Here is a 25,104-nt window from a genome sequence, read left to right as displayed (position 1 = left end):
CCCACCCATGACATCCCACTCCAAGGGGCTCGCCCCGGCTGTGGGTGCACACGTACGTGGTGATGCTGCGCACCGGCCCCCGGCGGCGAATGGACCGACCACGGTGATGGTCAGGGTCGGCAGACGAGACCGTTGATGCCGCTTGGGACCTCCTGACGGGTCAGAGGGTGGGCATGATCGGGCGGATGGTGCCGTCGGAATTGAACTCCATCCGGTCGATAGTGGTCTCCCGGTTGGTCCCGCTGCCGCCCGGCACGGCGAACCGGTGGTAGGCGACGTACCAGGTGTCGGTGCCGGGTGCCCGTACGACGGAGTGGTGGCCGGTGCCCTTGATGCCCGCGCCGAGCCGCTTCTGGAGCACCACGCCGCGCTTGGTCCATGGGCCGAGCGGCGAAGATCCGGTGGCATAGGCGACCCGGTAGTCCTCGCTGCGGGTGTCGCCCTCCGACCACATGAAGTAGTACACGCCGTTGCGCTTGAACACGAAGGAGGCCTCGTTGTAGCCCGGCGGCGTGATCGTGCGCACCTGCCCCGCGTCGAACGAGATCATGTCGCTGTTGAGCCGCACCACGTGGGCCCTGCCCTGCCCCCAGTACAGGTAGGACCGGCCGTCGTCATCGGTGAACACCATCGGGTCGATCGCCTGGCCGGGGAACTGGCCGCTACGGATCAGCGGGCGGCCGAGGGCGTCCCGGAAGGGACCGGTGGGTGAGTCGGCCACCGCCACGCCCAGCTGCTTGGCGGTGTTGCCGCTGGCCGCCCCGCCGCTGAAGTAGAAGTAGTAGCGGCCGTTCTTCGCGGCGATCGCCGGGGCCCAGGCGGAGTTGTCCGCCCAGGACACATCCGGCCCGTGGTCCAGGACGACCCCGTGGTCGGTCCAGTTCACCAGGTCGGTCGAGGAGAACGCCTTGAAGTACGTGCCGCTCCAGCTCGCGTAGCCGTCGGTGGTGGGGTAGAGGTAGTAGCGCCCGTTGAAGTTGACGATGTGCGGGTCGGCGTACAGGCCGGGGATGACCGGGCCCTTGTTGGTCTTCGGCGCCCAAGGTGCGGTGATCCGGAAGGAGCTGTCGGCGCGGAACGCGGCCGTGTCCTGGAAGGGGTCGACCCACAGCTCCGAATTGCGGTGCCGGATCCGGCGGGACGGGTTGTTGTACGACGTCAGCGAGACGGAGCCGGTGACCGAGCCGTCCACCGCGCAGAACGTCGCATCCTGGCGGAACGTCGCGCTGCCGTCGTTGGTCTCCGCCCTCAGTCGCCAGTCCCGGTGCCGCAGGTACGTCGCGCCCGCCACCTGGAAGGAGTAGCAGGACGGCGAGGCGAGCCCGGAGACGACGGTGACCGTGGCGTCCCGCTTGGTCTGCGCCGAGCTGCCCGATGTGACCGGGTCGACTCGACCGAGGCCGTCGAGGGTCCGGACGTACCGACCGGCGAAGTTGACCGATTCCAACGACCGCGCGCCGGTCGGGATGGTGGCGGCGGCGTACGCAGCGGGGTCGGGCAGCACGACCCCGGAGCCGACTGCCAGGGCGGCCAAGGCGACCGGGACAACGCGTGCACGGTGTCGGATCATTGCGGCACTCCTCGGTTTCGGTCACGCCCACGCAGTGGTGGCGCGGAAGGAACTGTCGGCGCGGAAGGTGGCGTTGTTGACGCGCGTGGGGGACGTGACCGGCCGGGCGACGTGGGGGATGATGCTCCGTCATCGGGTTGCCGCCGCGGACCCTGAAGGTTGCCGCTCTCTGTGCGAGTGTCGCGGTCCACGTGTGCTGTACCCACGCCCTCGCGTGGCAGGCGGGGCTGTTTGCCGGGGACTGTTGACGAGCGCATGCCACGGCCTTACTTTCTGGTCGAAGTTACGAACCTAGTTCGAAATATCGGACAGCGCTGGACCTCGCCGGATCGGCTGGACGAAGGGACACGACAGTGATCCGCACCCGCGTAGGAAACCTCATGCGTACAAACCGATGGGCGGCAGCCGTCATCGCCGTGCTCACCCTGCTGCTGGGCACGCTGGCGCAGCCGGGCTCCGCCGCGGAGGGACGGCCGTTCACCAACCCGATCAAGTCGCAGAAGGGTGCCGACCCCTGGCTGGAGTACTACAACGGCAACTACTACCTGGTGACCACCTCGTTCACCAACGAGCTGACCATGCGCAAGTCGCCCACGCTCGCGGGGCTGGCCACCACCCCCAGCATCCGGGTGTGGCAGGACACCACCTCCGGCCGCAACTGGAACTTCTGGGCGCCGGAGATCCACTTCTTCGACGGCAAGTGGTACCTCTACTACTCCGCCGGGCAGCGCGGATCCCCCTGCTGCGACTCCCAGCGCACCCATGTGCTGGAGAGCGCCGGCTCGGACCCCATGGGCCCGTACACCTACAAGAACACGCTCACCGGCTCCAACCTCACCCCGGGCGGCTGGCTGATCGACGCCAGCGTGCTGCGGCACAACAACCGGCTCTACCTGCTGGGCAGCGGCTTCATCGGCGGCAGTACGCAGAGCCTGGTCATCGCGCCGCTGAGCAACCCGTACACGCTCAGCAGCTCCACCTTCACCATCATTTCCAGCCCCACCCTGAGCTGGGAGACCTCGGGCAACCCGGTCAACGAGGGCCCCGAGCCGCTGTACCACGACGGCAGGACGTTCCTCACCTTCTCCGCGAGCTCCTGCCAGACCCCCGACTACAAGCTCGGGCAGCTGGAGCTGACCGGCAGCGACCCGCTGAACCCGGCCTCCTGGACGAAGAAGCAGACCCCGGTCTTCCAGCGCAGTGACGCCAACGGCGTCTACGGCCCCGGCCACAACGGGTTCTTCACCTCGCCGGACGGCACCGAGAACTGGATCGTCTACCACGGCAACAACACAGCGAACGGCGGCTGCGGCAACGGCCGTACGACGCGCGCCCAGAAGTTCACCTGGAACGCGGACGGTACGCCGAACTTCGGCACCCCGGTCCGCCTCGGCGCGACTCTGGCCGGTCCGTCGGGGGAGACGGCGGCCACCCCGACGGCGTACACGCTGGTGAACCGCAACAGCGGCAAGTGCCTGGAGGTGGCGGGCGGCAACCCGGCCGACGGCGCGAACGTCGCTCAGTGGACGTGCAACGGCGGAGCCAAGCAGAGGTGGCGCATCCAGGACCAGGCCGACGATACGAGCCGTCTGGTGAACGTGGCCACCGGCAAAGTGCTCGACACCGCCGACTGCTCCACCGCTGATGGTGCTGACCTCCGCCAGTGGTCCTGGCTGAACAACAAGTGCCAGCGGTTCCGACTGGTGTTCACCGGGACCGGCGACTACGTGCGGATCGTCAACGCCAACAGCGGCAAGGTCGCCGACGTGGCCGACTGCGGCACCGCCGACGGAACGGACGTACGCCAGTGGACCTGGCTCAACAAGACCTGCCAGCAATGGCGCCTCCAGCCCACCACCTGATCAGGAGCCGAGTCATGAGACGCATCATCGCGCCGGTGGTGATGGCGGTGGTCGTCGCGATCACTGTGATGACCCCCGGCACGGCCGTCCAAGCGGCCGCCCCGGCCTCGCCGGCCGTGACCTTCACCAACCCGATCGCCCTCCAGCGGGCCGACCCACACATCTACAAACACACCGACGGCTACTACTACTTCACCGCGACCGTACCCGCGTACGACAAGATCGTCATGCGCCGGGCCACCACCCTCCAGGGCCTGTCCACCGCCCCGGAAACCACCATCTGGACCAAGCACGCCAGCGGCGAGATGGGCGCGCACATCTGGGCGCCGGAGATCCACTTCATCGGCGGCAAGTGGTACGTGTACTTCGCCGCGGGCGCGTCCAACGACATCTGGAAGATCCGGATGTACGTCCTGGAGACCAGCGCCGCCAACCCGCTCACCGGCCCCTGGACGGAGAAGGGCCGGGTCGCGACCCCGCTGGATAGTTTCTCTCTCGACGCGACGACCTTCGTACACAACGGCAGCCGCTACCTCAGCTGGGCGCAGAGTGACCCGGCCGTCGGCAGTGGTACCAACCTCTATCTGGCCAAGATGTCCAACCCATGGACCATCAGTGGCCGGCCGGTCATGATCTCCAAGCCCACCCACGCCTGGGAGACCGTCGGCCACCGCGTCAACGAGGGCCCAGCGGTCATCCAGCGGAACGGCAAGGTCTTCATGACCTTCTCGGCCAGCGCCACCGACAGCAACTACTGCCTCGGGCTGCTGACCGCCTCCGCCACGGCCGACCTGCTCAACCCGGCGTCCTGGAGCAAGAACCCGGAGCCGGTCCTGAAGAGCAACCGCGCGACCTCGCAGTACGGCCCCGGGCACAATTCGTTCACGGTCTCCGAGGACGGCAAGAGCGACATCCTCGTCTACCACGACCGCAACTACAAGGACATCACGGGCGATCCGCTCAACGATCCCAACCGCCGCACCCGCTACCAGAAGCTGTACTGGAACGCCGACGGCACCCCCAACCTCGGCATCCCCGTCGCCGACGGCCGCACCCCGGTCCGCTTCTCCTCGTACAACCACCCGGACCGGTTCATCCGCCACTGGGAGTTCCGGGGCAAGCTCGAGCCGAACGTCACCAACCTCGCCGACTCGCAGTTCCGCGTCGTGCCCGGCCTCGCCGGATCCGGCACTGTCTCGCTGGAATCGGCCAACTACCCTGGCTACTACCTCCGCCACAAGAACTTCGAGCTCTGGCTGGAGAAGAACGACGGCACCACGCTCTTCAAGAACGACGCGACCTTCCACCGCAGGGCCGGTCTGGCCGACTCCGCAGCCGGAGTCTCCTTCGAGTCGTTCAACTCCCCGGGCCGGTACATCCGCCACTACCTGAACGACCTGTACGTCCAGCCCGCCGACACCACGCTCGCCAGGGCCGACGCAACGTACTACGCGCAATAGCGCGTGACCGGGTCCGGCGCAGCCGCCGTAGCCCGCCCAGCGGGAGTCGGTGCAGCAGCGCCGCGCGAGCTGCGGGGACGAAGTTCGGCAGGTGCAGGTCAGCGGCCGTCGCGGATGCCGCCGGCTGTTCGGCAGCGGCTGGTGCGAACCTGCGCCAGTGGTCGTGGCTGTCCAACAGCTGCCAGCAGTGGCGGGTTGATGCCGGTGTGACGAAGGCTCAGGCTCGCGGCCGGCCCGCTGCGATCCGGTGGCCCGTGGCCGGTCGCGGAAGCGCTTCGACAGATCCTGTCCGAACCGTTGCCGTACCCGATCGACCGACCTTACGTTGTCATAGCAAGCGCTTTCTCGAAACGATTCAACCAGGCTCCGAATTCCGCTGGAACGACGTGATTGAACTGCGCGCTGGAGGGCGAACTGTGCGTACCACTGGGAGTGTTGACCGGCGCGGACTGCTCAAGGTGGGAGGTGCCTCACTGACCGCGCTCGGTCTCACGGCGGCGGCCTGCGGCAGTGGCGCGGGGGACGGGACCGTCACCATCCGGTACGCGTGGTGGGGCGCCGACGACCGCGCCAAGAAGATCAACCAGTGCGTCAAGCTCTTCGAGAAGAAGTTCCCGAAGATCAAAGTGAAGACGGACTTCCAGGACTACGTGGCGTTCTGGGAGAAGTTCCAGACCCAGGCGTCGGGCGGCAATCCGCCGGACGTGTTCCAGAACGCGGTGGGCTTTCTGCGCAAGTACGACCAGCGCGGTGTGCTGCTCGACCTCAGGCAGCAGGTCGAGGCCGGTCACCTGAGCATGGACAACTTCCGCTCCGGTCTCGAGAAGATCGGCGAGGTCGATGGCAAGCTGCTCGGCGTACCGGTCGGATCCAACACGATGTCCCTGGTCATTGACGAGAGAGTCTTCCAGAAGGCCGGCATAGCCCCGAAGCAGGGCTGGACCTGGGACGAGTACTTCGCCGCCATGAGGAAGATCCGCGACACCCAGAAGCGGGCCGGCGACACCGGCTACTTCTCGATCATGTACCTCTACGACCTCTATCTGCGTCAGAACGGCAAGGCGTTCTTCACCGAGGAAGGGCTGGGCTTCGACGAGGCCGATCTGACCGAGTGGTGGACGGAGGGTCGCAACGGCGTCACGTCCGGCCTGGTCGCCAACCCCAAGAAGGTCGAACAGATCAAGCCCAAGTCGGCGCTCTCGGACGGCCTCGCCGGTTCCGAGTTCACCTGGGACAACTTCTCCGTCCGCTACTCCGCCGAGGGCGACAGCACCTACACCCTCGCGCCCATCCCGACCACCGACGGCAAGCACACCGGGCAGTACCTCGGATCGCTGATGCTGAGCGCCTCCGCCCGAACCGAGCATCCCAAGGAGGTCGCCCAGTTCATCGACTTCATGGTCCACGACCCGGAGGTCGGAAGGATCATGGGATACGACCGGGGCATCCTGGCCACCACGGAGCAGTACGAGGCGTTCAAGCCGACCGACCCCGTCAACAAGGGCATCGCGGAGTACGAGGAGAAGACCGCCGCCGCGGGAGTCCTCGAGCCCATCACCCCGCACCCTGCCGGCGCCGACACCGTAGAGGCCGCCTTCCTGCGCATCGCCACGGACATGGCCTTGGGGAAGACTCAGGTCGCCGATGCCGTCAAGCAGTTCTTCTCCGAGGCCAAGGCAGCCCTGGCCGGCTGATGGGAACGGCAGTGACGCTGGTTGAGGAGTCCCCGCCGGACACACTGGAGGTACGCACCCGGCTCGCGGCCACCGCCACGTTCCGGCGCCGCCGCGAGAACGTCGTCGGCTACCTCTTCATGTCCCCCTGGATCGCCGGGTTCCTGCTGCTCACCGCAGGCCCGATGATCGCTTCGCTCTACTTCGCCTTCACCGACTACAACCTCTTCAACACCCCCTCCTGGATCGGCCTGGGCAACTTCACGGCCCTGTTCGACGACCCCAGGTGGCGCAAGTCGGTGGAGGTGACCGCCACTTACGTTGTCATCGGTACGCCGCTCAAGCTGCTGCTGGCCCTGGGTGTGGCCCTGCTGCTCGCCCAGAGCCGCCGGGCACAGGGGTTCTACCGGGCGGCCTTCTACGCTCCGTCGCTAATCGGCGCGAGCGTGTCGGTCGGCTTCGTATGGCGCGCGATCTTCTCGGACGAGGCGATCGTCGATCGTACGCAGTTGCTGTTCGGTATGGACGTCGGCGGTTGGGTCGGTGACCCGGACTGGGTGCTGTACTCCCTGGTGGCCCTCACCGTCTGGCAGTTCGGCGCACCCATGGTCATCTTCCTCGCCGGGCTCAAGCAAGTGCCGCGCGAGCTGTACGAGGCCGCGGAGGTGGACGGCGCTGGGCCGCTGCGGCGCTTCTGGAGCGTCACCCTGCCGATGATCTCCCCGGTGCTGTTCTTCAACGTCCTGCTGGAGACCATCCACTCCTTTCAGGTCTTCGGCTCGGCCTATGTCGTCTCCAACACCAGCTGCGGACCGGCCGACGCGTCCCTCGTCTACACCTGCTACCTGTACCAGAAGGGCTTCAAGGAGGCCCAGATGGGCTTCGCCTCCGCGATGGCCTGGATGCTGTTGCTCGCCGTGGCCCTGGTGACGGCGGTGCTGTTCTGGTCCCAGAAGCGGTGGGTCCACTACGAGGAGGCGCCCCGGTGAGCCACCCCACCACCGCCCGCTGGCGGGCCGGCTCCCTCGGCTGGCACCTCGGCGCATTGGCCCTCCTCGCCGTCGTCCTCTATCCCGTGGCGTGGGTGATCGGTGCGTCGTTCAAGCCGAGCAGAGAGGTGGTCGGCAGCCTGGAGCTGTTCCCGCTCGACCCCATCCTCGACAACTTCCGGGGCCTCGGCGACGGCATCGCGGACATCTCCATCGCCACCTTCTTCGGCAACTCCCTCTTTTACGCCATCGGTTCGGTCGTCGGCATCGTGGTTTCCTCCTCTCTGACGGCCTACGCCTTCGCCAGGATCCGGTTCGCCGGACGGAACCTCATGTTCACGCTGATGATCGGCACGCTGTTACTGCCGTATCACGTGGTGCTGATCCCGCAGTACGTCCTGTTCCAGAAACTGGAACTGACCAACACCTACGTGCCGCTGCTGGTCGGCAAGTACCTGGCGACGGAGGCGTTCTTCGTCTTCCTGATGGTCCAGTTCATGCGAAACCTGCCGCGGGAACTGGACGAGGCCGCCCGCCTCGACGGCTGCGGGCATCCGCGGATCTACTGGTCGATCGTTCTGCCGCTGTGCCGCCCGGCGCTCATCACCAGCGCGATTTTCACCTTCATCAATGCCTGGAACGACTTCATGGGCCCGCTGATCTACCTGAACGAACCCGGCAAGTACACCGTCTCGCTCGGCATGATGATGTTCCGGGACCAGGAGGGCGTCGCCAACTACGGCGGCATGATCGCGATGTCGCTGGTGGCGCTGCTGCCGGTGCTCGCGTTCTTCCTCGCCTTCCAACGGTATTTGATCGACGGCATGGCCACGTCCGGGCTGAAGGGCTGACCTCGTCATGGCGAGCAAGGTCGTGGCGGCCCGCCGAGCCCCGTGTGAGTCCCGGTTCCAGGAGCGGTTCGGTGTCTTCGCCGAGGCACTGCTCACCGGGGTGTGGATCGCGGTGGCCTCACTGCCGCTGGTCACCTGTCCGGCTGCGTTCGCGGCCGGGGCGCGCCACCTGCGGCGCCGACTGGGCCAACGCCCCTCCGGCATACGGGAGTTCGTCGCGGATGTGAGGGCGGCCGGGCGCACGGGCTGGATGGTCGGTGTCGGCGGCTGGGCGGCGTGCTGGCTGCTGTGGCTGAACCTGTCGGCGGTACGCGCCGGGCTGCCCGGCGGCCCGTTGGTCGCCGCGACCGGCACCCTCGCGCTGCTCGGTGCCACCGTGGCCGGGCTGCGGGCCGCTGCGGTGTGGGAGCCCGGAGCATCCTGGGCGCCGCTGCTCGCCACTGCCGGGAAGCGCACGGTTCTCGATCCGGCCGGGTCGTTCCTGCTGGTGTGCGGACTCGCCGTGGTGGCCGTCTCCGCCTGGTTCAGCGCGCCGTTGGCGATCCCCGTGCTGGGGGCGGTCACGGCAGCGGCGCTTGCGGTGGAGAAGCGGTACGAGGAGCGGCGCTGATCTGTCATGCCCCTGACGGGGCGCAGTGCTCACGGAAAGGACCACGATGTCCCCGATCCTCCGCAGATCCCTGCTCAAGGCGGCGGCCGTGGCCGGTGCCGCCACCCAGGTCGGCTGGTCCCTCGGCGGCGCCACGGCCCGGGCCGGCGAGCAGCCCGGCGCCGGGGCCGACGGTGGACCCGTCGAGCTGACCTGGCTCGAAGAGGGCGGGCTCGGCGCGGCACCCGGCGCTACCCTCGGCGTGCCCTGGCCCAAGGGCGCATACAACAAGGACCAGACCTTCGCGCTGGCCGACGCCGACGGCAAGGGCGTCCCCGTCCAGACCTGGCCCATCGCCTACTGGCCCGACGGCTCCTTGAAGTGGACCGCGCACGCCGTCTGCCCGCAGTCGGACGCCAGGAAGTACACACTCAAGGCCGGCACCCCCGCCGTCCCCGCCCAGAAGGTCACCGTCGACCGGGAGGGCGGAACAGTCGACGTCTCCACCGGCGTCATCACCGCGACCATCGGCAAGAGCGGATCGGTCATCGTCAAGTCCGTCACCCGCGGCTCCGCCGAGATCGCCCGGAACGGCCGCCTGGTGCTGCTCCGCCAGGGAGAGCTGGAGGACGGCGACCAGGGCACCCAGAAGTACGAGCGATTCGCCAGCGCCATCAGCGACGTCACGGTCGAGCAGGACGGCCCGGTGCGCGCTGTCGTCCGGGTCGACGGCAAGCACCGCCGCGGCAACCGCTCCTGGCTGCCGTTCTCCATCAGGCTCTACTTCTACGCCGGCGCCGAGTCGTTCCGCATGGTGCACACGATCACGTATGACGGCACCCAGGAGCCGGGCAAGGCCGGCGGCGACTTCATCCGAGGGCTCGGGGTGCGCTTCACGGTCCCGATGCGCGACGCGTCCTACGACCGGCACATCCGCATCGGCGGCGACGGCACCGGGCTGCTGCGCGAGGCCGTCAAGGGCGTCACGGGGCTGCGGCGCGATCCGGGCGCCGCGGTCCGGGCCGCGCAGTTCGAGGGCAAGAGGCTCCCCGACCCGGCCACCTGGGACCAGCGGGTCACCACCCGGCTCCACCTCATCCCGGAGTGGGGCGACTACACCCTCTCCCAGCTCTCGGCCGACGGCTTCACCCTGCGCAAGCGCACCAAGAAGGGGCACGGGTGGATCGCGGCGGGCGGCGGACGCCGCGCCTCCGGCTTCGGGTACGTGGGCGGGCCGAGCGGTGGCTTCGCCTTCGGGCTGCGCGACTTCTGGGAGAAGTACCCGGCCGGGCTCGACATCCGGGACGCGCACACCGACGCGGCCGAGGTGACCCTCTGGCTCTGGTCGCCCGAGGCCCAGCCCATGGACCTGCGCTTCTACCACGACGGCATGGGCCAGGACACCTACGCGAAACAGCTCGAGGGCCTCAACATCACCTACGAGGACTACGAGCCCGGCTTCGGCACGCCCTACGGCATAGCCCGCACCAGCGAATTCCTCTTCTGGGCTCACGCGTCCACACCCAGCGCCGAGACCATGGCCGGGCAGATCGCGGCGGTCCGCACCCCGCCCCAGCTCGCCGCCCCGCCGCGGCAGCTCATCAAAGCCGGAGTCTTCGGCCCCGGCCTCTACTCGGAACCCGACCGCTCCACCCCCGCCAAGGCCAGGATCGAGGACCACCTCGACTTCCTCTTCACCTACTACAAGGACCAGGTGGAGATGCGGCGCTGGTACGGCTTCTGGGACTACGGCGACGTCATGCACTCCTACGATCCGGTCCGCCACCAGTGGCGCTACGACGTCGGCGGCTACGCCTGGGACAACTCCGAGCTCTCGCCCGACCTGTGGCTCTGGTACGCGTATCTCAGGAGCGGCCGCGCCGACATCTTCCGCTTCGCCGAGGCCATGACCCGCCACACCGGCGAGGTGGACGTCTACCACCTGGGCAAGTGGGCGGGCCTGGGCACCCGCCACGGCATCCAGCACTACGCCGACAGCGCCAAGCAGCAGCGCATCGCCAACACCACGTACCGGCGCTACTACTACTTCCTCACCGCCGACGAGCGCACCGGCGATCTGATGCACGCCAATGTCGACTCCGACGAGACCTTCCTCGTCCTCGACCCCATCCGCAAGATCCGCACCGAGCCCTACGTCCCCGACCGCCATGCGCTGTCCATCGGCTTCGGCACCGACTGGTCGGGCCTGGTCTCCGCCTGGCTGACCGAGTGGGAGCGCCGCGGCCCCACGTGGGAGAAGGCCAGGGCACGCGTGCTGTCCACCATGGAGACCATCGCGGACCAGCCCAACGGCTTCGTGCAGGGCAGCGGCCTCTACGACCTCGACACCGGAAGGTTCGCGATCGCCGGGAAGCCGGCCGTGGACGTGTCCCACCTGTCGGCGGTCTTCGGCCTGAACGAGCTGTGCGCCGAGCTGATCGATCTGGTCGGCATGGAGAAGTTCGAGCGGGCATACCTCGACTACTGCCGCTACTTCAATGCCACCAAGGGAGAGCAGAAGGAGCGCTACGGCTCCGACTTCGGCAACCTGCTGCTCTTCCAGGGCCACTCGCGCCTCGACGCCTACGCGGCCGTCCGGACCGGGGACACGAAGCTGGCTGAGCGTGCCTGGCAGAAGTTCTACGACTCGGACGGCTACAAGGAGTCCTCACCCTGGACGACCGAGAAGCTGAGCGGCCCGGTCACGCTGGTGCCCGGCAGCGAGGCCAACTGGGTGTATACGAACGACACGGCGCTCTACGGCCTCGCCGCCATCGAGAACCTGGCGCTGCTGGGCGACAGCATGCCGGGCTGACCGCGGCACCCCTCACCGCACAGCTGAGCGGAACCACGGAATCCACTCACCTCGAGCCGTCAGGAGTCCCGCATGAGATACCCCGCCCTGCTCACCGTCCTCGCCGCTGTCGCCGTCGGCGGACTGGCAGCCGTTCCGGCACACGCCTCCACGCCGGCCGGACACGGCGCCGAGCGGTGCACGACCCACGCAGACACCGCACAGGTCGTGTGCCACTTCGACGTGGCCCCGGGGACGTACGACGTCACGGTGGAACTCGGCGGCCAGGCGGCGGCGAGGACCTCCGCCACCGCCGAGACCCGACGCGCAATGCTCCCCGAGACGGCCACCGCCGCGGGTGAGACGGTCCGCCGCTCCTTCACCGTCGACGTACGCACGCCGGAGGGCGAACCGACCGGTGCCGACGGCACCCCCGGCCTCGACCTGACCTTCGGCGGCTCCGCCCCCGCGCTCGCCTCTGTCCGCGTCACCCCGGCCCCGAGCGCGCAGCAGATCCTGCTCGTCGGGGACTCGACGGTGTGCGACCAGCTCGGGGCGCCGTACGCCGGGTGGGGCCAGCAGATACCGCAGTACGTGCGCAAGGGCCCCGCCGTCGCGAACTACGCGGACTCCGGTGAGAGCACCGTCTCCTTCCTCGCCGATCCGCGGCTCTTCCGCGCAGTGGAGCGGCGCATCCGCAAGGGCGACCTCGTCCTCGTCCAGCTCGCTCACAACGACAAGCAGACCAACGAGGCGACCTACCGCCGCAACCTCATCGCCATGGTCGAGCGCGTACGGGCGCGTGGCGGCCGCCCCGTGCTGGTCACCCCGATCGTGCGCCGCTGGTTCAACGCCGACGGCACCCTCAACAACGACACCGCGCTCCTGGTCAACGCCCTCGGCGTCAACCACCCCGCTGTCATCCGCTCCGTCGCCGCTGGCCTCGACGTACCTCTCGTCGATCTGACCGCGAAGACCAAGCGCCTGGTGGAGTCGCTGGGTGTTGAGCGCTCCAAGGCCCTGTACCTCTACAACGAGAAGCGCGACAACACTCACACCTCGGAGCACGGCGCGACGGTGTACGCGGAGCTGGTGCGGGACGAGCTGCGCGCGCAGGGCCTGGTGCCCGGGAAGCTGCTGCGCTGAGGAGGGCAGTACCGCCGGCAGGTGCGCGGCTGCGCGTGGCGACGGCTACGGCAGCGGCGGGTAGGCGTTCTTCATGAGCTCCTGGAACTGGGCCGAGAACCAGTGCCCGGACAGCGGTGCGTTCGGGAGGGCACCCGACATGTTGAACCCGTTACGGGGGTTGCCCTCGTACGTTGGGTCGCACATTCGGTCGAATCCCTTGCCTTCGTCGTTCGGGATCTCCTTGCTGGCACCGTCGGACTCGCCCGGGGGCTTCACCCACACATAGGCGTCGATGCCGGAGGCGGGCGCCGTCTGGGGGCGTTCGCCCAGGCCCGCGCCGGACTGGTTGCACCAGTTGCCGACGTGGATGCGGCGGTCGTAGCGGCCGCCGTTCACATAGGTGTCGACGTTGGTCGTCGGTCCCGGCTGGGTGGGGCGTGCGGTGCCGCCCCAGCCGTTGCGCGAGGTGTCGATGAGCATGCCGATGCCGGAGTCGAAGCCGACGGAGACCAGCTTGTCGCGGAAGGCCTGGGCGAAGGAGAGCTCGTCGACGTAGCGGTTCCAGTCGACCCACTTGGATTCGCGCACCGACTTGCCCGCGACGGTGTCGGTGACTTTGAAGTGGTCTTCCTTCAGGGCGCTGTAGTTGGCGGTGTTGGTGATGAAGCCGTGGACGTCGTTCACGGTGGCGCCCTCGGCGGTCGCGGCCTGCTTGAACAGGTCGGCGGACGGGCCGAAGTTGTCGTCCCAGCCGATCCAGCCGTGGTGTCCGGCATCGACGTAGTTGTAGACGTTGGGTACGTCACCGAGCTTGTTCAGGGCGTAGCCGACGCCCTTCACGTAGTTGCCGTTGGCCTTCATCGTGTCGCACTGGGGTGTGGCGGTGGGCCGACCGCCGGTGTTGGTGACGAGGTTGGGCAGCGAGTCGATTTCGACGGTGGTGACGATGCGCAGACCGGAGTACTTCTCGTCGGCGAGGATCTCGGCAATCGGGTCGATGTACGCAGTCTTGTAGCGGTCGATCTCGGTCGGGCCCAGTTCGCCGTTGGAGGCGAGGGCGGCGCAGTCGCGTCCCGGCAGGTTGTAGACGACGAGCTGGACGACGAGTTCGCCGTCGCTCTTCTGCCGGAGCGCCTCGTCGAGGTGGGCGCGCAGGCCCATGCCGCCGTTCACGCCGTTGATGGCGGCGATCCGGTCGAGCCAGACGCCGGTGGGCTGGCCCGCGATGCGACTGCCGCCCGGTTCGGACCTGGCTTTCGCGGCCCACTCGGGGTTCACGTACACCTTGGCGCCCTGGTACGGGTTGTCGACGCGCGCACCGGCGGGCGGGTCGGTCGGATCCGGCGGGTCGGTCGGGCCGCCCGGGCCGCCCGGGCCGGTGGTGCAGGTGACGCCGTTCAGCTTGAAGACCGTCGGGATCGCGTTGGTTCCACTGTACGAGGCGTTGAAGCCGAAGGAGGCGGAGGCGCCGGTGCCGAGGCTGCCGTTGTAAGAGACGTTCTTGGCGGTGACGGCCGTGCCGCTCTGGCTGATCTGGGTGTTCCAGCCCTGGGTGATCTTCTGGTTGCCGGCGAAGGACCATTCCACCTGCCAACTGCCCGCCGGATCACCTGTGTTCGTGACCGTGACGGCGGTGGTGAAGCCGGTGTCCCACTGGTTCTGCACCTTGTAGTCGACGGTGCAGCCGGGGGCGGCGGCAGCGTTCTCGCGGGTGTCGGGGTTCGCAGCGGCGGCGGTCCCGGCCGCGCCGGCGACCAGGGCGCCGGCCGCCAGTAACGCGATGCGGGGCCTGGTGAAGCGTGCGGGGGGTGTGCGGCTCATGTGTGAGGTGTCCCTATTCGTCGAGGGCGCGCAGGTGGTCGCGCAGCCCTATGCCGTACGACGTCGGAGTGCCGTCGTAGTTGCTGATCAGGGACGGCCCGGAGGAGCAGTCCCAGGTGTTCCAGGTCCAGCCGAGGTAGGAGAGCTTCCGCTCGTCGAACCAGGCCATGACGCGGTCGATGAAGGAGTGCGCGCAGGTGTTCTCGCCGATCTCGCCCGCCACCAGCGGGACTTCGGCGGCGACCGGCGCGAGCGTGCTGTTCCAGCAGCTCTCGTTGGAGCAGTAGTTGAAGTTGTAGACGTGCCAGGCGGCGGCGAGATTGCCCGCCGGGTCACTCGGCCGGTGCGTCAGCCACTGGCCGAGGTCGTTGGACCACGCGAGCCCTCCGACGAGGATCACGTTCTCGGCGCCGGTGCCGCGTACCGCGTCGATCAGGTCCTGCATGCCGGCGACCTCGTAGCCGATGCCGGAGCAGGTTCCGCCATCGCGCCAGCAGGTCCACGCCTGCTCGGGGGTGGAGGTGGCCCGGTCCGGATAGGGCTCGTTGAACAGGTCGAAGACGACGGCCCGGTCGTCCTTGAAGGTGCTGGCCACCGAGGCCCAGAAGGACGGCGTGTAGCGGGCGTTCGGCATCGGCTTCTGGCAGCTGGCGTGGATGTCGGAGCAGCCCGCCCCGCTCCCGGTGTACTCGCCCCAGGACCAGTGGAGTTCGAGGATCGGCGTCATGCCGTGGGCTTTGACGCGCCGCACCAGGTCCTTGACGGCGGCCAGGTAGTTCGCGCCGGCGTACTCCGGCTTGATGTTGTCCAGACCGAGCCAGCACTCCTCGTTCAGCGGGATGCGGACGGCGCCGGCGTTCCAGTCGGCGATCGCCTTGACGGAGGCGTCGTCGACGGGTCCATCGAAGATGCCGCGGCCCTGGACGCACATGAACTCGCCGCCGGAGCGGTTCACGCCGAGCAGGCGGCGGGTCACACCGTTGTCATCGACCAGCTTGTTCCCGGACACCTTCAGAAGGGGCGGGCTGTCTCCGGGGTCCGGCGGGTCGGTCGGACCGGGCGGGTCCGTGGGACCGGGCTCGGAGTCCATGGTGCAGGTGGCGCCGTTGAGCTTGAACGTCGCGGGCGCGGTGTTCTTGCCCGACCACGAGGCGATGAATCCGGTACTGATACTGGCGCCGGTGCCGAGCGAGCCGTTCCAGCTCTCGTTGGAGGCGGTCACGGCGGTCCCCGACTGGGACCACTTCGCGCTCCAGCCCTGGGTGATCCGCTGGCCGTCGGCGAAGTCGAAAGTGAGCTGCCAGCTGCTCATCACAGCGCTGTTGTTGGTGATCGTGACGGCGCCCTGGAAGCCGCCGTCCCACTGCCCCACGGTCTGGTACTCGACCGTGCAGGAGGGTGCGACCGAGGTGGCCGTGGCGCCGGGCGCGACCGCCGTGCCCGCCAGGACGAGTGCCGCCGTGGCGAGAAACGGACGCAGGGGTGACAGATGCGATGCGGGTAGACGTAAACGGGATCTGTGCGGGGGGTGTCGCATGAGCGACTCCTTGCAGTTCGGGCGCGGCCGTCCTGGACGCGCCGACTGTTGGAATCGCTCCCACTGGTGGCTATGAAGCTAGCGCCAACTGCCGTCAAAGAACAGAGGAATCGGACCCCCCTTTCTCCGTGCTGTCCGTCGAACATCTTCGATTCTTCAAGGCTCTTGACCCTTTTGGGCCTCCGCTTCAGGCTGGGAGCGCTCCCACTGGTTCAAAGCTTGCTGCTTCACCGCACACCTACCCCCCTCATCGAGCCGCAAGGAGGAGCGAGAACCCATGCCCCCCACACGGAGACGCCGCACCCTGTGGCGGTTATGGACCGCCACCGCGGCAGCGCTCGCCCTGCCCCTGACGATGCTCGCCCCCGGGACGACCACGGCCGCGGCGGCCGCCGCCGAGTGCAGCGTCGACTACACGACCAGTGACTGGGGGTCCGGTTTCACGGCGGAACTGACGATCACCAATCGCGGGACCACCGCGATCGACGGTTGGACCGTCGCCTACGCCTACCCGGGCGACCAGAAGCTCAGCAACGGCTGGAACGGCACGTGGTCCCAGTCCGGCAAGGACATCACCGTCAAGAACGCGGAGTGGAACAGAACCGTTCCTGCGGGCGGCGCGGTCTCCACGGGCGCACAGTTCACCTACAGCGGCACCAACACGGCCCCTGCTTCCTTCGCCGTCAACGGCACCACCTGCACCGGCGCCCATCAGCCGCCGGTCACCGTTCTGACCAGCCCGGCGCCGGGCGCGGTCGTCACCGACGGCGACCTGGTCCCGATGGCCGCCACCGCGGCGGCAGCCGACGGTGCCGACATCACGAAGATCGAGTTCTACAGCGACACGGAACTGCTCGGCACCGACACCACGTCCCCGTACACCTTCGACGCGAAGGGACTGGCGGCCGGTGACCACTCGCTGTACGCGAAGGCGTACGACAGCCGGGGTGCCTCCTCGGAGTCGGCTCCCGTCGGTGTCAGGGTCGTCCGGGGCCCCGCGCTCGTCGCCACTCCGGCCCAACTCGGCATCCGCCAGGGGGCGTCCGGCACCGTCGACGTGAAGCTCTCCACCGCACCGTCTTCGAACGTGACGGTCATGGTGGAGCGCGCCTCCGGCAACCGGGGGCTCACGGTCACCTCCGGCTCCACGCTCACCTTCACTCCGACGAACTGGGACACCGCCCAGAAGGCGACGATCGCGGCCGACGCCTCCGGTACCGGTTCCGCGGTCTTCACCGCGACCGCGCCCGGCCACACCAAGGCGGAGGTCACGGTCACCCAGCTCGCCGCTTCGAAGGCGTACGACGCCCGCTTCCTGGACCTCTACGCGAAGATCACCGACCCGGCGAACGGCTACTTCTCACCCGAGGGCATCCCGTACCACTCGGTCGAGACCCTGATCGTCGAGGCCCCGGACCACGGTCATGAGACGACCTCGGAGGCGTACAGCTATCTGATCTGGCTCCAGGCCATGTACGGCAAGATCACCGGCGACTGGTCACGGTTCAACAACGCGTGGGCAACCATGGAGAAGTACATGATCCCCACCCACGTGGACCAGCCGACCAACTCCTTCTACAACGCGTCCAAGCCGGCGACCTACGCCCCCGAGCACGACCAGCCCTCCAGCTACCCGGCGAAGCTCGACCCGGCGATCTCCGTCGGCTCCGACCCCATCGCCGCCGAGCTGAAGTCCGCGTACGGCACGGACGACATCTACGGCATGCACTGGCTCCAGGACGTCGACAACGTCTACGGCTTCGGCAACGCGCCGGGCAAGTGCAGCGCGGGTCCGTCCGACACCGGCCCGTCGTACATCAACACCTTCCAGCGCGGCGCACAGGAGTCCGTCTGGGAGACCGTCCCGCACCCAAGCTGCGACCGGTTCGCCTACGGCGGCAGAAACGGCTACCTGGACTTGTTCACCGGGGACGCCTCGTACGCCAGGCAGTGGCGATACACCAACGCGCCGGACGCGGACGCCCGGGCCGTCCAGGCTGCGTACTGGGCCGACATCTGGGCGAAGGAGCAGGGCAAGGGCGGCGAGGTCTCCGCGGTCGTCGGCAAGGCCGCGAAGATGGGCGACTACCTGCGCTACGCGATGTACGACAAGTACTTCAAGCGGGTCGGCAACTGCGTCGGCGCCTCCTCCTGCCCGGCGGGCAGCGGCAAGAACAGCTCGCACTACCTGATGTCCTGGTACTACGCCTGGGGCGGGGCCAACGACTCCTCGGCCGGCTGGGCCTGGCGCATCGGCTCCAGCCATGCGCACGGCGGCTACCAGAACCCGATGGCGGCCTGGGCGCTCGCCAACTACGCCCCGTTGAAGCCGAAGTCGTCGACCGGCGCCTCCGACTGGTCCACCAGCTTGACCCGGCAGATCGAGTTCTACCGCTGGCTGCAGTCCAGCGAGGGCGCCATCGCCGGCGGCGCGACCAACAGCTGGCAGGGACGCCATGCGACCCCGCCGTCCGGTACGCCGACCTTCTACGGCATGTACTACGACGAGAAGCCCGTCTACCACGATCCGCCGTCCAACCAGTGGTTCGGCTTCCAGGCCTGGTCGATGGAGCGCGTCGCCGAGTACTACCAGGTCACCGGTAACGCGACCGCCAAGGCCCTGCTCGACAAGTGGGTCGACTGGGCGCTGTCCAAGACGACCGTCAACCCGGACGGCACCTACCGCATCCCGTCCACCCTCCAGTGGTCCGGCCGTCCCGACACCTGGAACCCGTCCTCGCCGGGCGCCAACACCGGGCTGCACGTCACGGTGGCGGACTACACCGACGACGTCGGCGTGACGGCCGCGTACGCCAAGACCCTGACGTACTACGCCGACCGCTCCGGTGACGCCGACGCGGCACGCGTCGCCAAGGCGCTGCTGGACGGCATGTGGGACCACCACCAGGACGCGCTCGGCATCGCGGTCCCCGAGACCCGCACCGACTACTCCCGGTTCGACGACTCCGTCTACGTCCCGTCCGGCTGGACCGGCACCATGCCGAACGGCGACACGATCAACCCCTCGTCCACCTTCACCTCGATCCGCTCCTTCTACGAGGACGACCCCGCCTGGTCGAAGATCGAGTCCTACCTGGCGGGCGGCGCGGCGCCCTCCTTCACGTACCACCGGTTCTGGGCCCAGGCAGACATCGCGCTCGCCTTCGGCTCGTACGCGGAGCTTCTCGAATAGCCGCCCAGGGCTCCGCGTTCGCCCGGCCGGCCGCTCCTTACCAATGTGACGGTCCGGCCGGGCTCTGACCTCAGCGCTGCTCTACCGCTTCGCGAAGGAGCACCCCCCATGCCCAGAGGAAACAGAAGACGACAAGGCGTGCTCGGTGTCCTCGCCCTGACGGCAGGCCTGCTGGCCGGCACCGCTCCGCAAGCGCAGGCCGCCGAGAAGCCCGATGCCCTCGCGGCCGACACCTATACCTGGAAGAACGTCCGGATCGACGGGGGCGGCTTCGTGCCCGGCATCGTCTTCAACCGGACCGAGAAGAACCTCGCCTACGCGAGGACCGACATCGGGGGTGCCTACCGCTGGGAGGAGCCGACGAAGTCCTGGACACCGCTGCTGGACGCGGTGGGGTGGGACGACTGGGGGCACTCCGGGGTGGTGAGCCTCGCCTCCGACTCCGTCGATCCCGACAAGGTGTACGCGGCCGTCGGCACGTACACCAACAGCTGGGATCCGGGCAACGGCGCCATGCTGCGCTCGTCCGACCGGGGCGCGAGCTGGCGGAAGGCGGCCCTGCCGTTCAAGCTGGGCGGCAATATGCCCGGCCGCGGCATGGGCGAGCGCCTCGCCGTGGACCCGCACAGGAACAGCGTGCTGTATCTGGGTGCGCCCAGCGGGAAGGGCCTGTGGCGCTCCACTGATTCGGGTGCCACCTGGTCGCAGGTGACGAGCTTCCCCAACCCCGGCAACTACGTGCAGGATCCGACCGATTCGAGCGGCTACGCGTCCGACAACCAGGGCATCGTCTGGGTCACCTTCGACGAGTCCACCGGTTCGCCGGGGGCGGCCACCAGGACGATCTACGTCGGCGTGGCCGACAAGGAGAACGCCGTCTACCGCTCGACCGACGCGGGCGCGAGCTGGCAGCGCGTCGCCGGACAGCCCACCGGCCATCTCGCCCACAAGGGCGTCCTCGACGCCCAGAACGGCTACCTCTATCTCGCGTACAGCGACAAGGGTGGACCGTACGACGGCGGTAAGGGCCAGGTGTGGCGGTACGCGACGGGGACGGGGGAGTGGAAGAACATCAGCCCGGTCGCCGATGCCGACACGTACTACGGCTTCAGCGGGCTGACGGTCGACCGGCAGAAGCCCGGCACGCTCATGGTGACCGGCTACAGCTCCTGGTGGCCCGACACCCAGATCTTCCGCTCCACCGACAGCGGCACCACCTGGACGCGGGCCTGGGACTACGCGTCGTCTCCCAACCGCACGGACCGCTACACCATGGACGTCTCGTCCGTCCCGTGGCTGAAGTGGGGCGCGAATCCGTCGCCGCCCGAAGAGAGCCCCAAGCTGGGGTGGATGACCGAGGCGCTGGAGATCGACCCGTTCGACTCGGACCGGATGATGTACGGGACGGGCGCGACCATCTACGGGACCGAGAACCTCCGCCAGTGGGACAGCGGCGGGAAGATCAGCATCACGCCGATGGTGAAGGGCCTGGAGGAGACCGCGGTCAACGACCTTGTCTCTCCCCCGTCCGGGGCACCGCTGCTCAGCGCTCTCGGCGACATCGGCGGCTTCCGCCACACGGACGTCACCAAGGTCCCGTCGCTGATGTACACCTCCCCGAACTTCACCACGACCAACAGCCTGGACTTCGCCGAGTCCCGTCCGGACACGGTGGTGCGGGTCGGCAATCTGGACGCGGGGCCGCGCATCGCCTTCTCCACCGACAACGGCGCCAACTGGTTCGCGGGACAGGAGCCCTCGGGTGTGACGGGCGGCGGCACGGTCGCGGCGGCGACCGACGGCAGCCGCTTCGTGTGGAGCCCGGAAGGCGCGGGCGTGCATACGGCATCCGGCTTCGGCTCGTCGTGGACCGCCGCCACCGGCATCCCCGCGGGCGCGGTCGTCGAGTCGGACCGGGTCGACCCGAAGACGTTCTATGGCTTCAAGGCCGGTACGCTCTACGTCAGTTCGGATGGTGGCACCTCCTTCACGGCGAAGGCGACGGGGCTGCCGTCAGAGGGAAACGTGCGCTTCAAGGCCGTGCCGGGCAGGACGGGCGACATCTGGCTGGCCGGCGGCAAGGAGAACGGTGCCTACGGACTGTGGCACTCCACGGACGCGGGCGCGACCTTCACCAAGGTTTCCGGTGTCCAGGAGGCCGACACCATCGGCTTCGGCAAGGCCGCGCCGGGAGCCTCGTACGTCACGCTCTACACCAGCGCGCAGATCGGCGGGGTGCGCGGCATCTTCCGCTCCACGGACGCCGGGGTGAGCTGGGTGCGCATCAACGACGACGCACATCAGTGGGGCTGGACGGGCGCGGCGATCACGGGTGATCCGCGGACGTACGGCCGGGTGTACGTCTCCACGAACGGCCGAGGCATCGTCTACGGCGACACGGCCGCCCGCGCAGGCGGCGGATGAACCCTTCAGAAAGACCGCGGGCCGAGGACGGGAGCGTCCTCGGCCCGCGGTCATGTGCGGTGCTACGGCGTGGTGATGACTGGGCGGGGCGGGGTCGGCATGCCGTTGCCGATGAAGAAACTGGTGTGCGGCGGCTGGTTGTAACCGGTGTTCTGCCAGGCCAGCGCTGTCCGGTACATGGTGTCGTGCAGCAGGGTGGTGATCTTCGTGCTCGTCTGGTGCGGCGTCGAGTAGATCCGCAGTGCCCGGTTGTCCGACGTACGCCAGACGACCTCCTCCCGCCAGTCGCCGAGGATGTCCCCGGAGAGGGCGGGCGTGGACTTCGTACCGTTGTTGGAGCTCACCGAGGATCCGGTCAGCAGCCGGGTGTCGGAGGAGGTCCCGTACTTGTCGATGCGGGTGCCCTCGAGGAGTTCGCGGACCGGGTCGCCGTCCCACCAGTTGAGGAAGTTCATCGAGGACGGCTCGCGGCCCTTGGCGGCGCCGGCCCGGTCGCGGATGGAGGAGTCCGAGGCGGACCACATCTCGGGTCCCGAGTTGCCCGCGTAGATGTCGCCGGCCACCCCGCGCCCGTTGTCGCAGCAGGCGCCGAGCCGCCAGCGGATCGAACCGTTGGCGGGGTTGATGTACAGCTCGGCGGGCTTGGATTTGTCCTCGGAGACCTTGAAGTACTCGAGGCCCGAGGTGGACGGGTCCAGATCGCCCAGGTGCTGGGCGTCCCCGTGCCCGGTCTTCGTCGTCCACAGCCCGCTGCCGTTGTCGTCCACCGTCATCGCGCCGTAGACGATCTCGTCCTTGCCGTCCCTGTCCACGTCGCCGACGGAGAGGCTGTGCGAGCCCTGACCGTCATAGCCCTTGCCCGCGTGAGAGGAGGCGTTGGTGTCGAACGTCCAGCGGCGGGTGAACTGGCCGTTCCGCCAGTCCCAGGCGGCGATCACCGTGCGCGTGTAGTAGCCCCGCGCCATGATCAGCGAAGGTCGGGCCCCGTCCAGATAGGCGGTTCCGGCGAGGAAACGGTCCACCCGGTTGCCGTAACTGTCGCCCCAGGAGGGCACGTTGCCCCGCGCCGGGACGTAGTTGACCGTCCCCATCGCGGCCCCGGTCCAACCGTTGAACATGGTGAGGTACTCGGGTCCGGACAGGATGTAACCGGAGGAGTTCCGGTGGTCGGCCGACGCGCTGCCGATCACCTTGCCGGTGCCGTCCTTCGTCCCGTCGGCGGTCTTCATCGCGACCTCGGCCTTGCCGTCGCCGTCGTAGTCGTACACCTGGAACTGGGTGTAGTGCGCGCCCGAGCGGATGTTCCTGCCCAGGTCGATCCGCCACAGCCGGGTGCCGTCCACCGTGATGCCGTCGATGATGGTGTTGCCGGTCACGCCGGAATGCGAGTTGTCCTTGGCGTTGGTGGGCTGCCACTTCAGGACGAAGTCGAGCGCCCCGTCGCCGTTCAAGTCACCGACGGACGCGTCGTTCGCCTCGTACGTGTAGCCGGAGCCGCCCGCGGGCGGTGTGATCGGCACGTCCTTGTAGCCGGACCGGAACTGGAGGGCGCGCACGGAGTCGCCCTGCTCGTCGCCGTCCACGATCGCGCGGACCGTGTAGTCGGCATCGGCGGGGGCACCGGAGTGGAAGTAGTTCGTCGAGCCGGTGATCGGCGATGCGTTGACCTTCGTACCGTCGCGGTAGACGTTGTAGGAGACGCTGGCCGGGTCGGTGCCGAGCCAGCGCCAGCTCACCAGGTTGCCGCTGCTGGTGTGGACGCTGACCACGCCTCGGTCGAGGCGCTCGGCCTGCCGTGGCGTCGCGGCCGACGAGGTGTCGGGCAGCGCGGTAATCCCTGCTGCGGCGAGCGCACCGCAGGCGATGGCGGCGAGCAATATGCGGACGCCGGTCACGGGGTATCTGCCCCGACGGGGGGAGTACGGGTCCTGCGGATGCTGCACAATTCCTCCTGGGGCCTGGGGTGGGGGGAGAATCGGTTGCCCCTTGCCTCTGTGTCGGTGCAGGCCTCGGAAGGGTTGCCGCCCGGCCGGGATGAGGAGGCCGGCGCGAGAGTCGGCGGGAGCTACACAGTCGAAGCGCTTCGACTGTGCCCCTGGACAGCTCGTGACAGCCGCTCTAGTGTCTGAGCAACCACTATCGAAGCGCTTCACAAAGTGTCCGGTCAGTCCAGGAGATCCGATGGTCACCCTCGCCGATGTAGCTCAGCATGCCGGAGTCTCCGCCAGCACCGTGAGCTACGTCCTCAGCGGCAAGCGGTCGATCTCGGCCTCTACGCGTGAGCGGGTCGAGCGCAGCATCGCGGAGCTCGGCTACCACCCCAACGCGGGCGCCCGGGCACTCGCCAGCAGCCGGTCGAACATCATCGCCCTCATGATGCCGCTGCGGAGCGACATGTATGTCCCGGTGATGATGGAGATAGCCCTCGCCGTCGCCACGACCGCCCGGAAGCACGGCTATGACGTACTGCTGCTCACCGGGGAGGAGGGGCAGGCGGCGGTCCGCCGGATTGAGGGCAGTGCCCTCGCCGACGCGATGATCCTGATGGACGTGGAGCTGGACGACGACCGGCTGCCGATGCTGCGGCTGACCGAGCGGCCGGCCGTACTGATCGGGCTGCCGGCGGACACCACCGGACTGAGCTGTGTGGACCTGGACTTCGCCGCGGCCGGTGCCCGCTGCGCGGAGCATCTGGCCGCGCAGGGCCACCGGGAGATCGCCGTCATCGGCGAGGCGGCGGCCGTCTACGAACGGCACACCGGGTTCGCCGTACGGACCTTGAGCGGACTGCGCGAGCGCAGCGCCGAGCTGGGCCTGCGACTGCTGCACCGCCCCTGTGACGGGAGCTACGCCGCCGTCGCCGCCACGCTCGCCCGGATCTACGACGAGCGCCCTGCCACCACCGCCTTCGTCGTCCAGAACGAGGCCGCGACCGACCCCCTGCTCGCCCTGCTGCGGCAGCAGGGCCGTGCCGTGCCCGAGGACGTCTCGGTCATGGCCATCTGCCCCGACCAGGTGGCCGCACACGCCTCCGTCCCGCTCACCGCGGTCGCCGTGCCGGCGCAGGAGATGGGGCGGCACGCGGTCGAGCAGGTCGTCGCCAAGTTCAGGGGGCAGGGTGCCGACGAGGTCGTCCTACTGGAGCCGGAGTTGACCGTGCGGGAGAGCACCGGGCCGAGGGGGCCCGGCCACTGACGCCGCCCGCGCTCATGT

15 protein-coding genes are annotated in these 25,104 nt (G+C 68.6%); 11 read left to right on the top strand and 4 right to left on the bottom strand.

Going from position 1 to position 25,104, the window contains the following annotated elements; genetic code table 11:
* Window positions 1–160: 160 nt before the first annotated feature.
* Entirely contained in the window at window positions 161–1,570 is a 1,410-nt protein-coding gene (locus tag ACTWQI_RS15345) for a family 43 glycosylhydrolase (protein ID WP_443270802.1), read from the bottom strand.
* Between the two features lie 380 nt (window positions 1,571–1,950).
* Here ACTWQI_RS15345 and ACTWQI_RS15340 point away from each other — a divergent pair, with 380 nt between their 5' ends.
* The 8 genes from ACTWQI_RS15340 to ACTWQI_RS15305 all read left to right on the top strand — a co-directional run bounded on the left by ACTWQI_RS15340 (window position 1,951) and on the right by ACTWQI_RS15305 (window position 12,934).
* The gene (locus tag ACTWQI_RS15340) at window positions 1,951–3,432 is read left to right on the top strand and encodes a family 43 glycosylhydrolase (RefSeq protein WP_443270800.1); all 1,482 of its coding nucleotides are present in this window, start codon (window positions 1,951–1,953) and stop codon (window positions 3,430–3,432) included.
* Between the two features lie 41 nt (window positions 3,433–3,473).
* On the top strand, window positions 3,474–4,892 hold the full coding sequence (locus ACTWQI_RS15335) for a family 43 glycosylhydrolase (RefSeq protein WP_443271031.1): 1,419 nt from the start codon (window positions 3,474–3,476) through the stop codon (window positions 4,890–4,892).
* Window positions 4,893–5,308: 416 nt separating this feature from the next.
* The gene (locus tag ACTWQI_RS15330) at window positions 5,309–6,586 is read left to right on the top strand and encodes an ABC transporter substrate-binding protein (RefSeq protein ID WP_443270798.1); all 1,278 of its coding nucleotides are present in this window, start codon (window positions 5,309–5,311) and stop codon (window positions 6,584–6,586) included.
* A gap of 11 nt (window positions 6,587–6,597) precedes the next feature.
* Window positions 6,598–7,554, top strand: a complete 957-nt coding sequence (locus ACTWQI_RS15325; protein WP_443270797.1) for a carbohydrate ABC transporter permease — start codon at window positions 6,598–6,600, stop codon at window positions 7,552–7,554.
* Window positions 7,551–8,405 (top strand): carbohydrate ABC transporter permease, encoded by an 855-nt coding sequence (locus tag ACTWQI_RS15320; RefSeq protein ID WP_443270796.1) that lies wholly within the window; start codon window positions 7,551–7,553, stop codon window positions 8,403–8,405. Before ACTWQI_RS15325 ends, ACTWQI_RS15320 begins: the two co-directional genes overlap by 4 nt.
* A 7-nt stretch (window positions 8,406–8,412) precedes the next feature.
* Window positions 8,413–9,015 carry a hypothetical protein gene (locus ACTWQI_RS15315; protein ID WP_443270794.1) on the top strand — a complete coding sequence of 201 codons (603 nt, stop codon included), beginning with the start codon at window positions 8,413–8,415 and terminating at the stop codon, window positions 9,013–9,015.
* 46 nt (window positions 9,016–9,061) lie between these two features.
* The gene (locus tag ACTWQI_RS15310; protein WP_443270792.1) at window positions 9,062–11,809 is read left to right on the top strand and encodes an exo-rhamnogalacturonan lyase family protein; all 2,748 of its coding nucleotides are present in this window, start codon (window positions 9,062–9,064) and stop codon (window positions 11,807–11,809) included.
* A 72-nt stretch (window positions 11,810–11,881) separates the two neighbouring features.
* Window positions 11,882–12,934, top strand: a complete 1,053-nt coding sequence (locus ACTWQI_RS15305) for a rhamnogalacturonan acetylesterase (RefSeq protein WP_443270791.1) — start codon at window positions 11,882–11,884, stop codon at window positions 12,932–12,934.
* A gap of 45 nt (window positions 12,935–12,979) precedes the next feature.
* Here the strand turns inward: ACTWQI_RS15305 and ACTWQI_RS15300 are convergent, their stop codons facing one another.
* Window positions 12,980–14,737, bottom strand: coding sequence for a glycoside hydrolase family 6 protein (locus tag ACTWQI_RS15300; RefSeq protein WP_443270789.1), 1,758 nt, complete (start codon window positions 14,735–14,737; stop codon window positions 12,980–12,982).
* 13 nt (window positions 14,738–14,750) lie between these two features.
* Window positions 14,751–16,274: a cellulase family glycosylhydrolase gene (locus tag ACTWQI_RS15295; protein ID WP_443270787.1), complete on the bottom strand. Its 1,524-nt coding sequence runs from the start codon at window positions 16,272–16,274 to the stop codon at window positions 14,751–14,753.
* A gap of 277 nt (window positions 16,275–16,551) precedes the next feature.
* On the opposite strand from ACTWQI_RS15295, the gene ACTWQI_RS15290 reads away from it, so the two are divergent.
* Both ACTWQI_RS15290 and ACTWQI_RS15285 read left to right on the top strand, forming a co-directional pair.
* A complete protein-coding gene (locus ACTWQI_RS15290; RefSeq protein ID WP_443270785.1) occupies window positions 16,552–19,467 on the top strand; it encodes a glycoside hydrolase family 48 protein in 2,916 nt (971 codons plus the stop codon).
* Window positions 19,468–19,575: 108 nt separating this feature from the next.
* A complete protein-coding gene (locus ACTWQI_RS15285; RefSeq protein WP_443270783.1) occupies window positions 19,576–21,891 on the top strand; it encodes a xyloglucanase in 2,316 nt (771 codons plus the stop codon).
* A gap of 62 nt (window positions 21,892–21,953) precedes the next feature.
* Here ACTWQI_RS15285 and ACTWQI_RS15280 read toward each other — a convergent pair whose 3' ends face one another.
* A complete protein-coding gene (locus ACTWQI_RS15280) occupies window positions 21,954–23,834 on the bottom strand; it encodes a rhamnogalacturonan lyase (RefSeq protein ID WP_443270781.1) in 1,881 nt (626 codons plus the stop codon).
* Window positions 23,835–24,072: 238 nt separating this feature from the next.
* On the opposite strand from ACTWQI_RS15280, the gene ACTWQI_RS15275 reads away from it, so the two are divergent.
* Complete coding sequence (locus tag ACTWQI_RS15275; protein ID WP_443270779.1) at window positions 24,073–25,086, top strand: LacI family DNA-binding transcriptional regulator; 1,014 nt, start codon at window positions 24,073–24,075, stop codon at window positions 25,084–25,086.
* Window positions 25,087–25,104: the final 18 nt, after the last annotated feature.

Source organism: Streptomyces sp. KR80 (assembly GCF_052245555.1).
In the GTDB taxonomy this organism is placed as follows: domain Bacteria; phylum Actinomycetota; class Actinomycetes; order Streptomycetales; family Streptomycetaceae; genus Streptomyces.
Note: the sequence above shows the minus strand (reverse complement) of the source record. Positions and strands in the feature narration are given on the sequence as shown.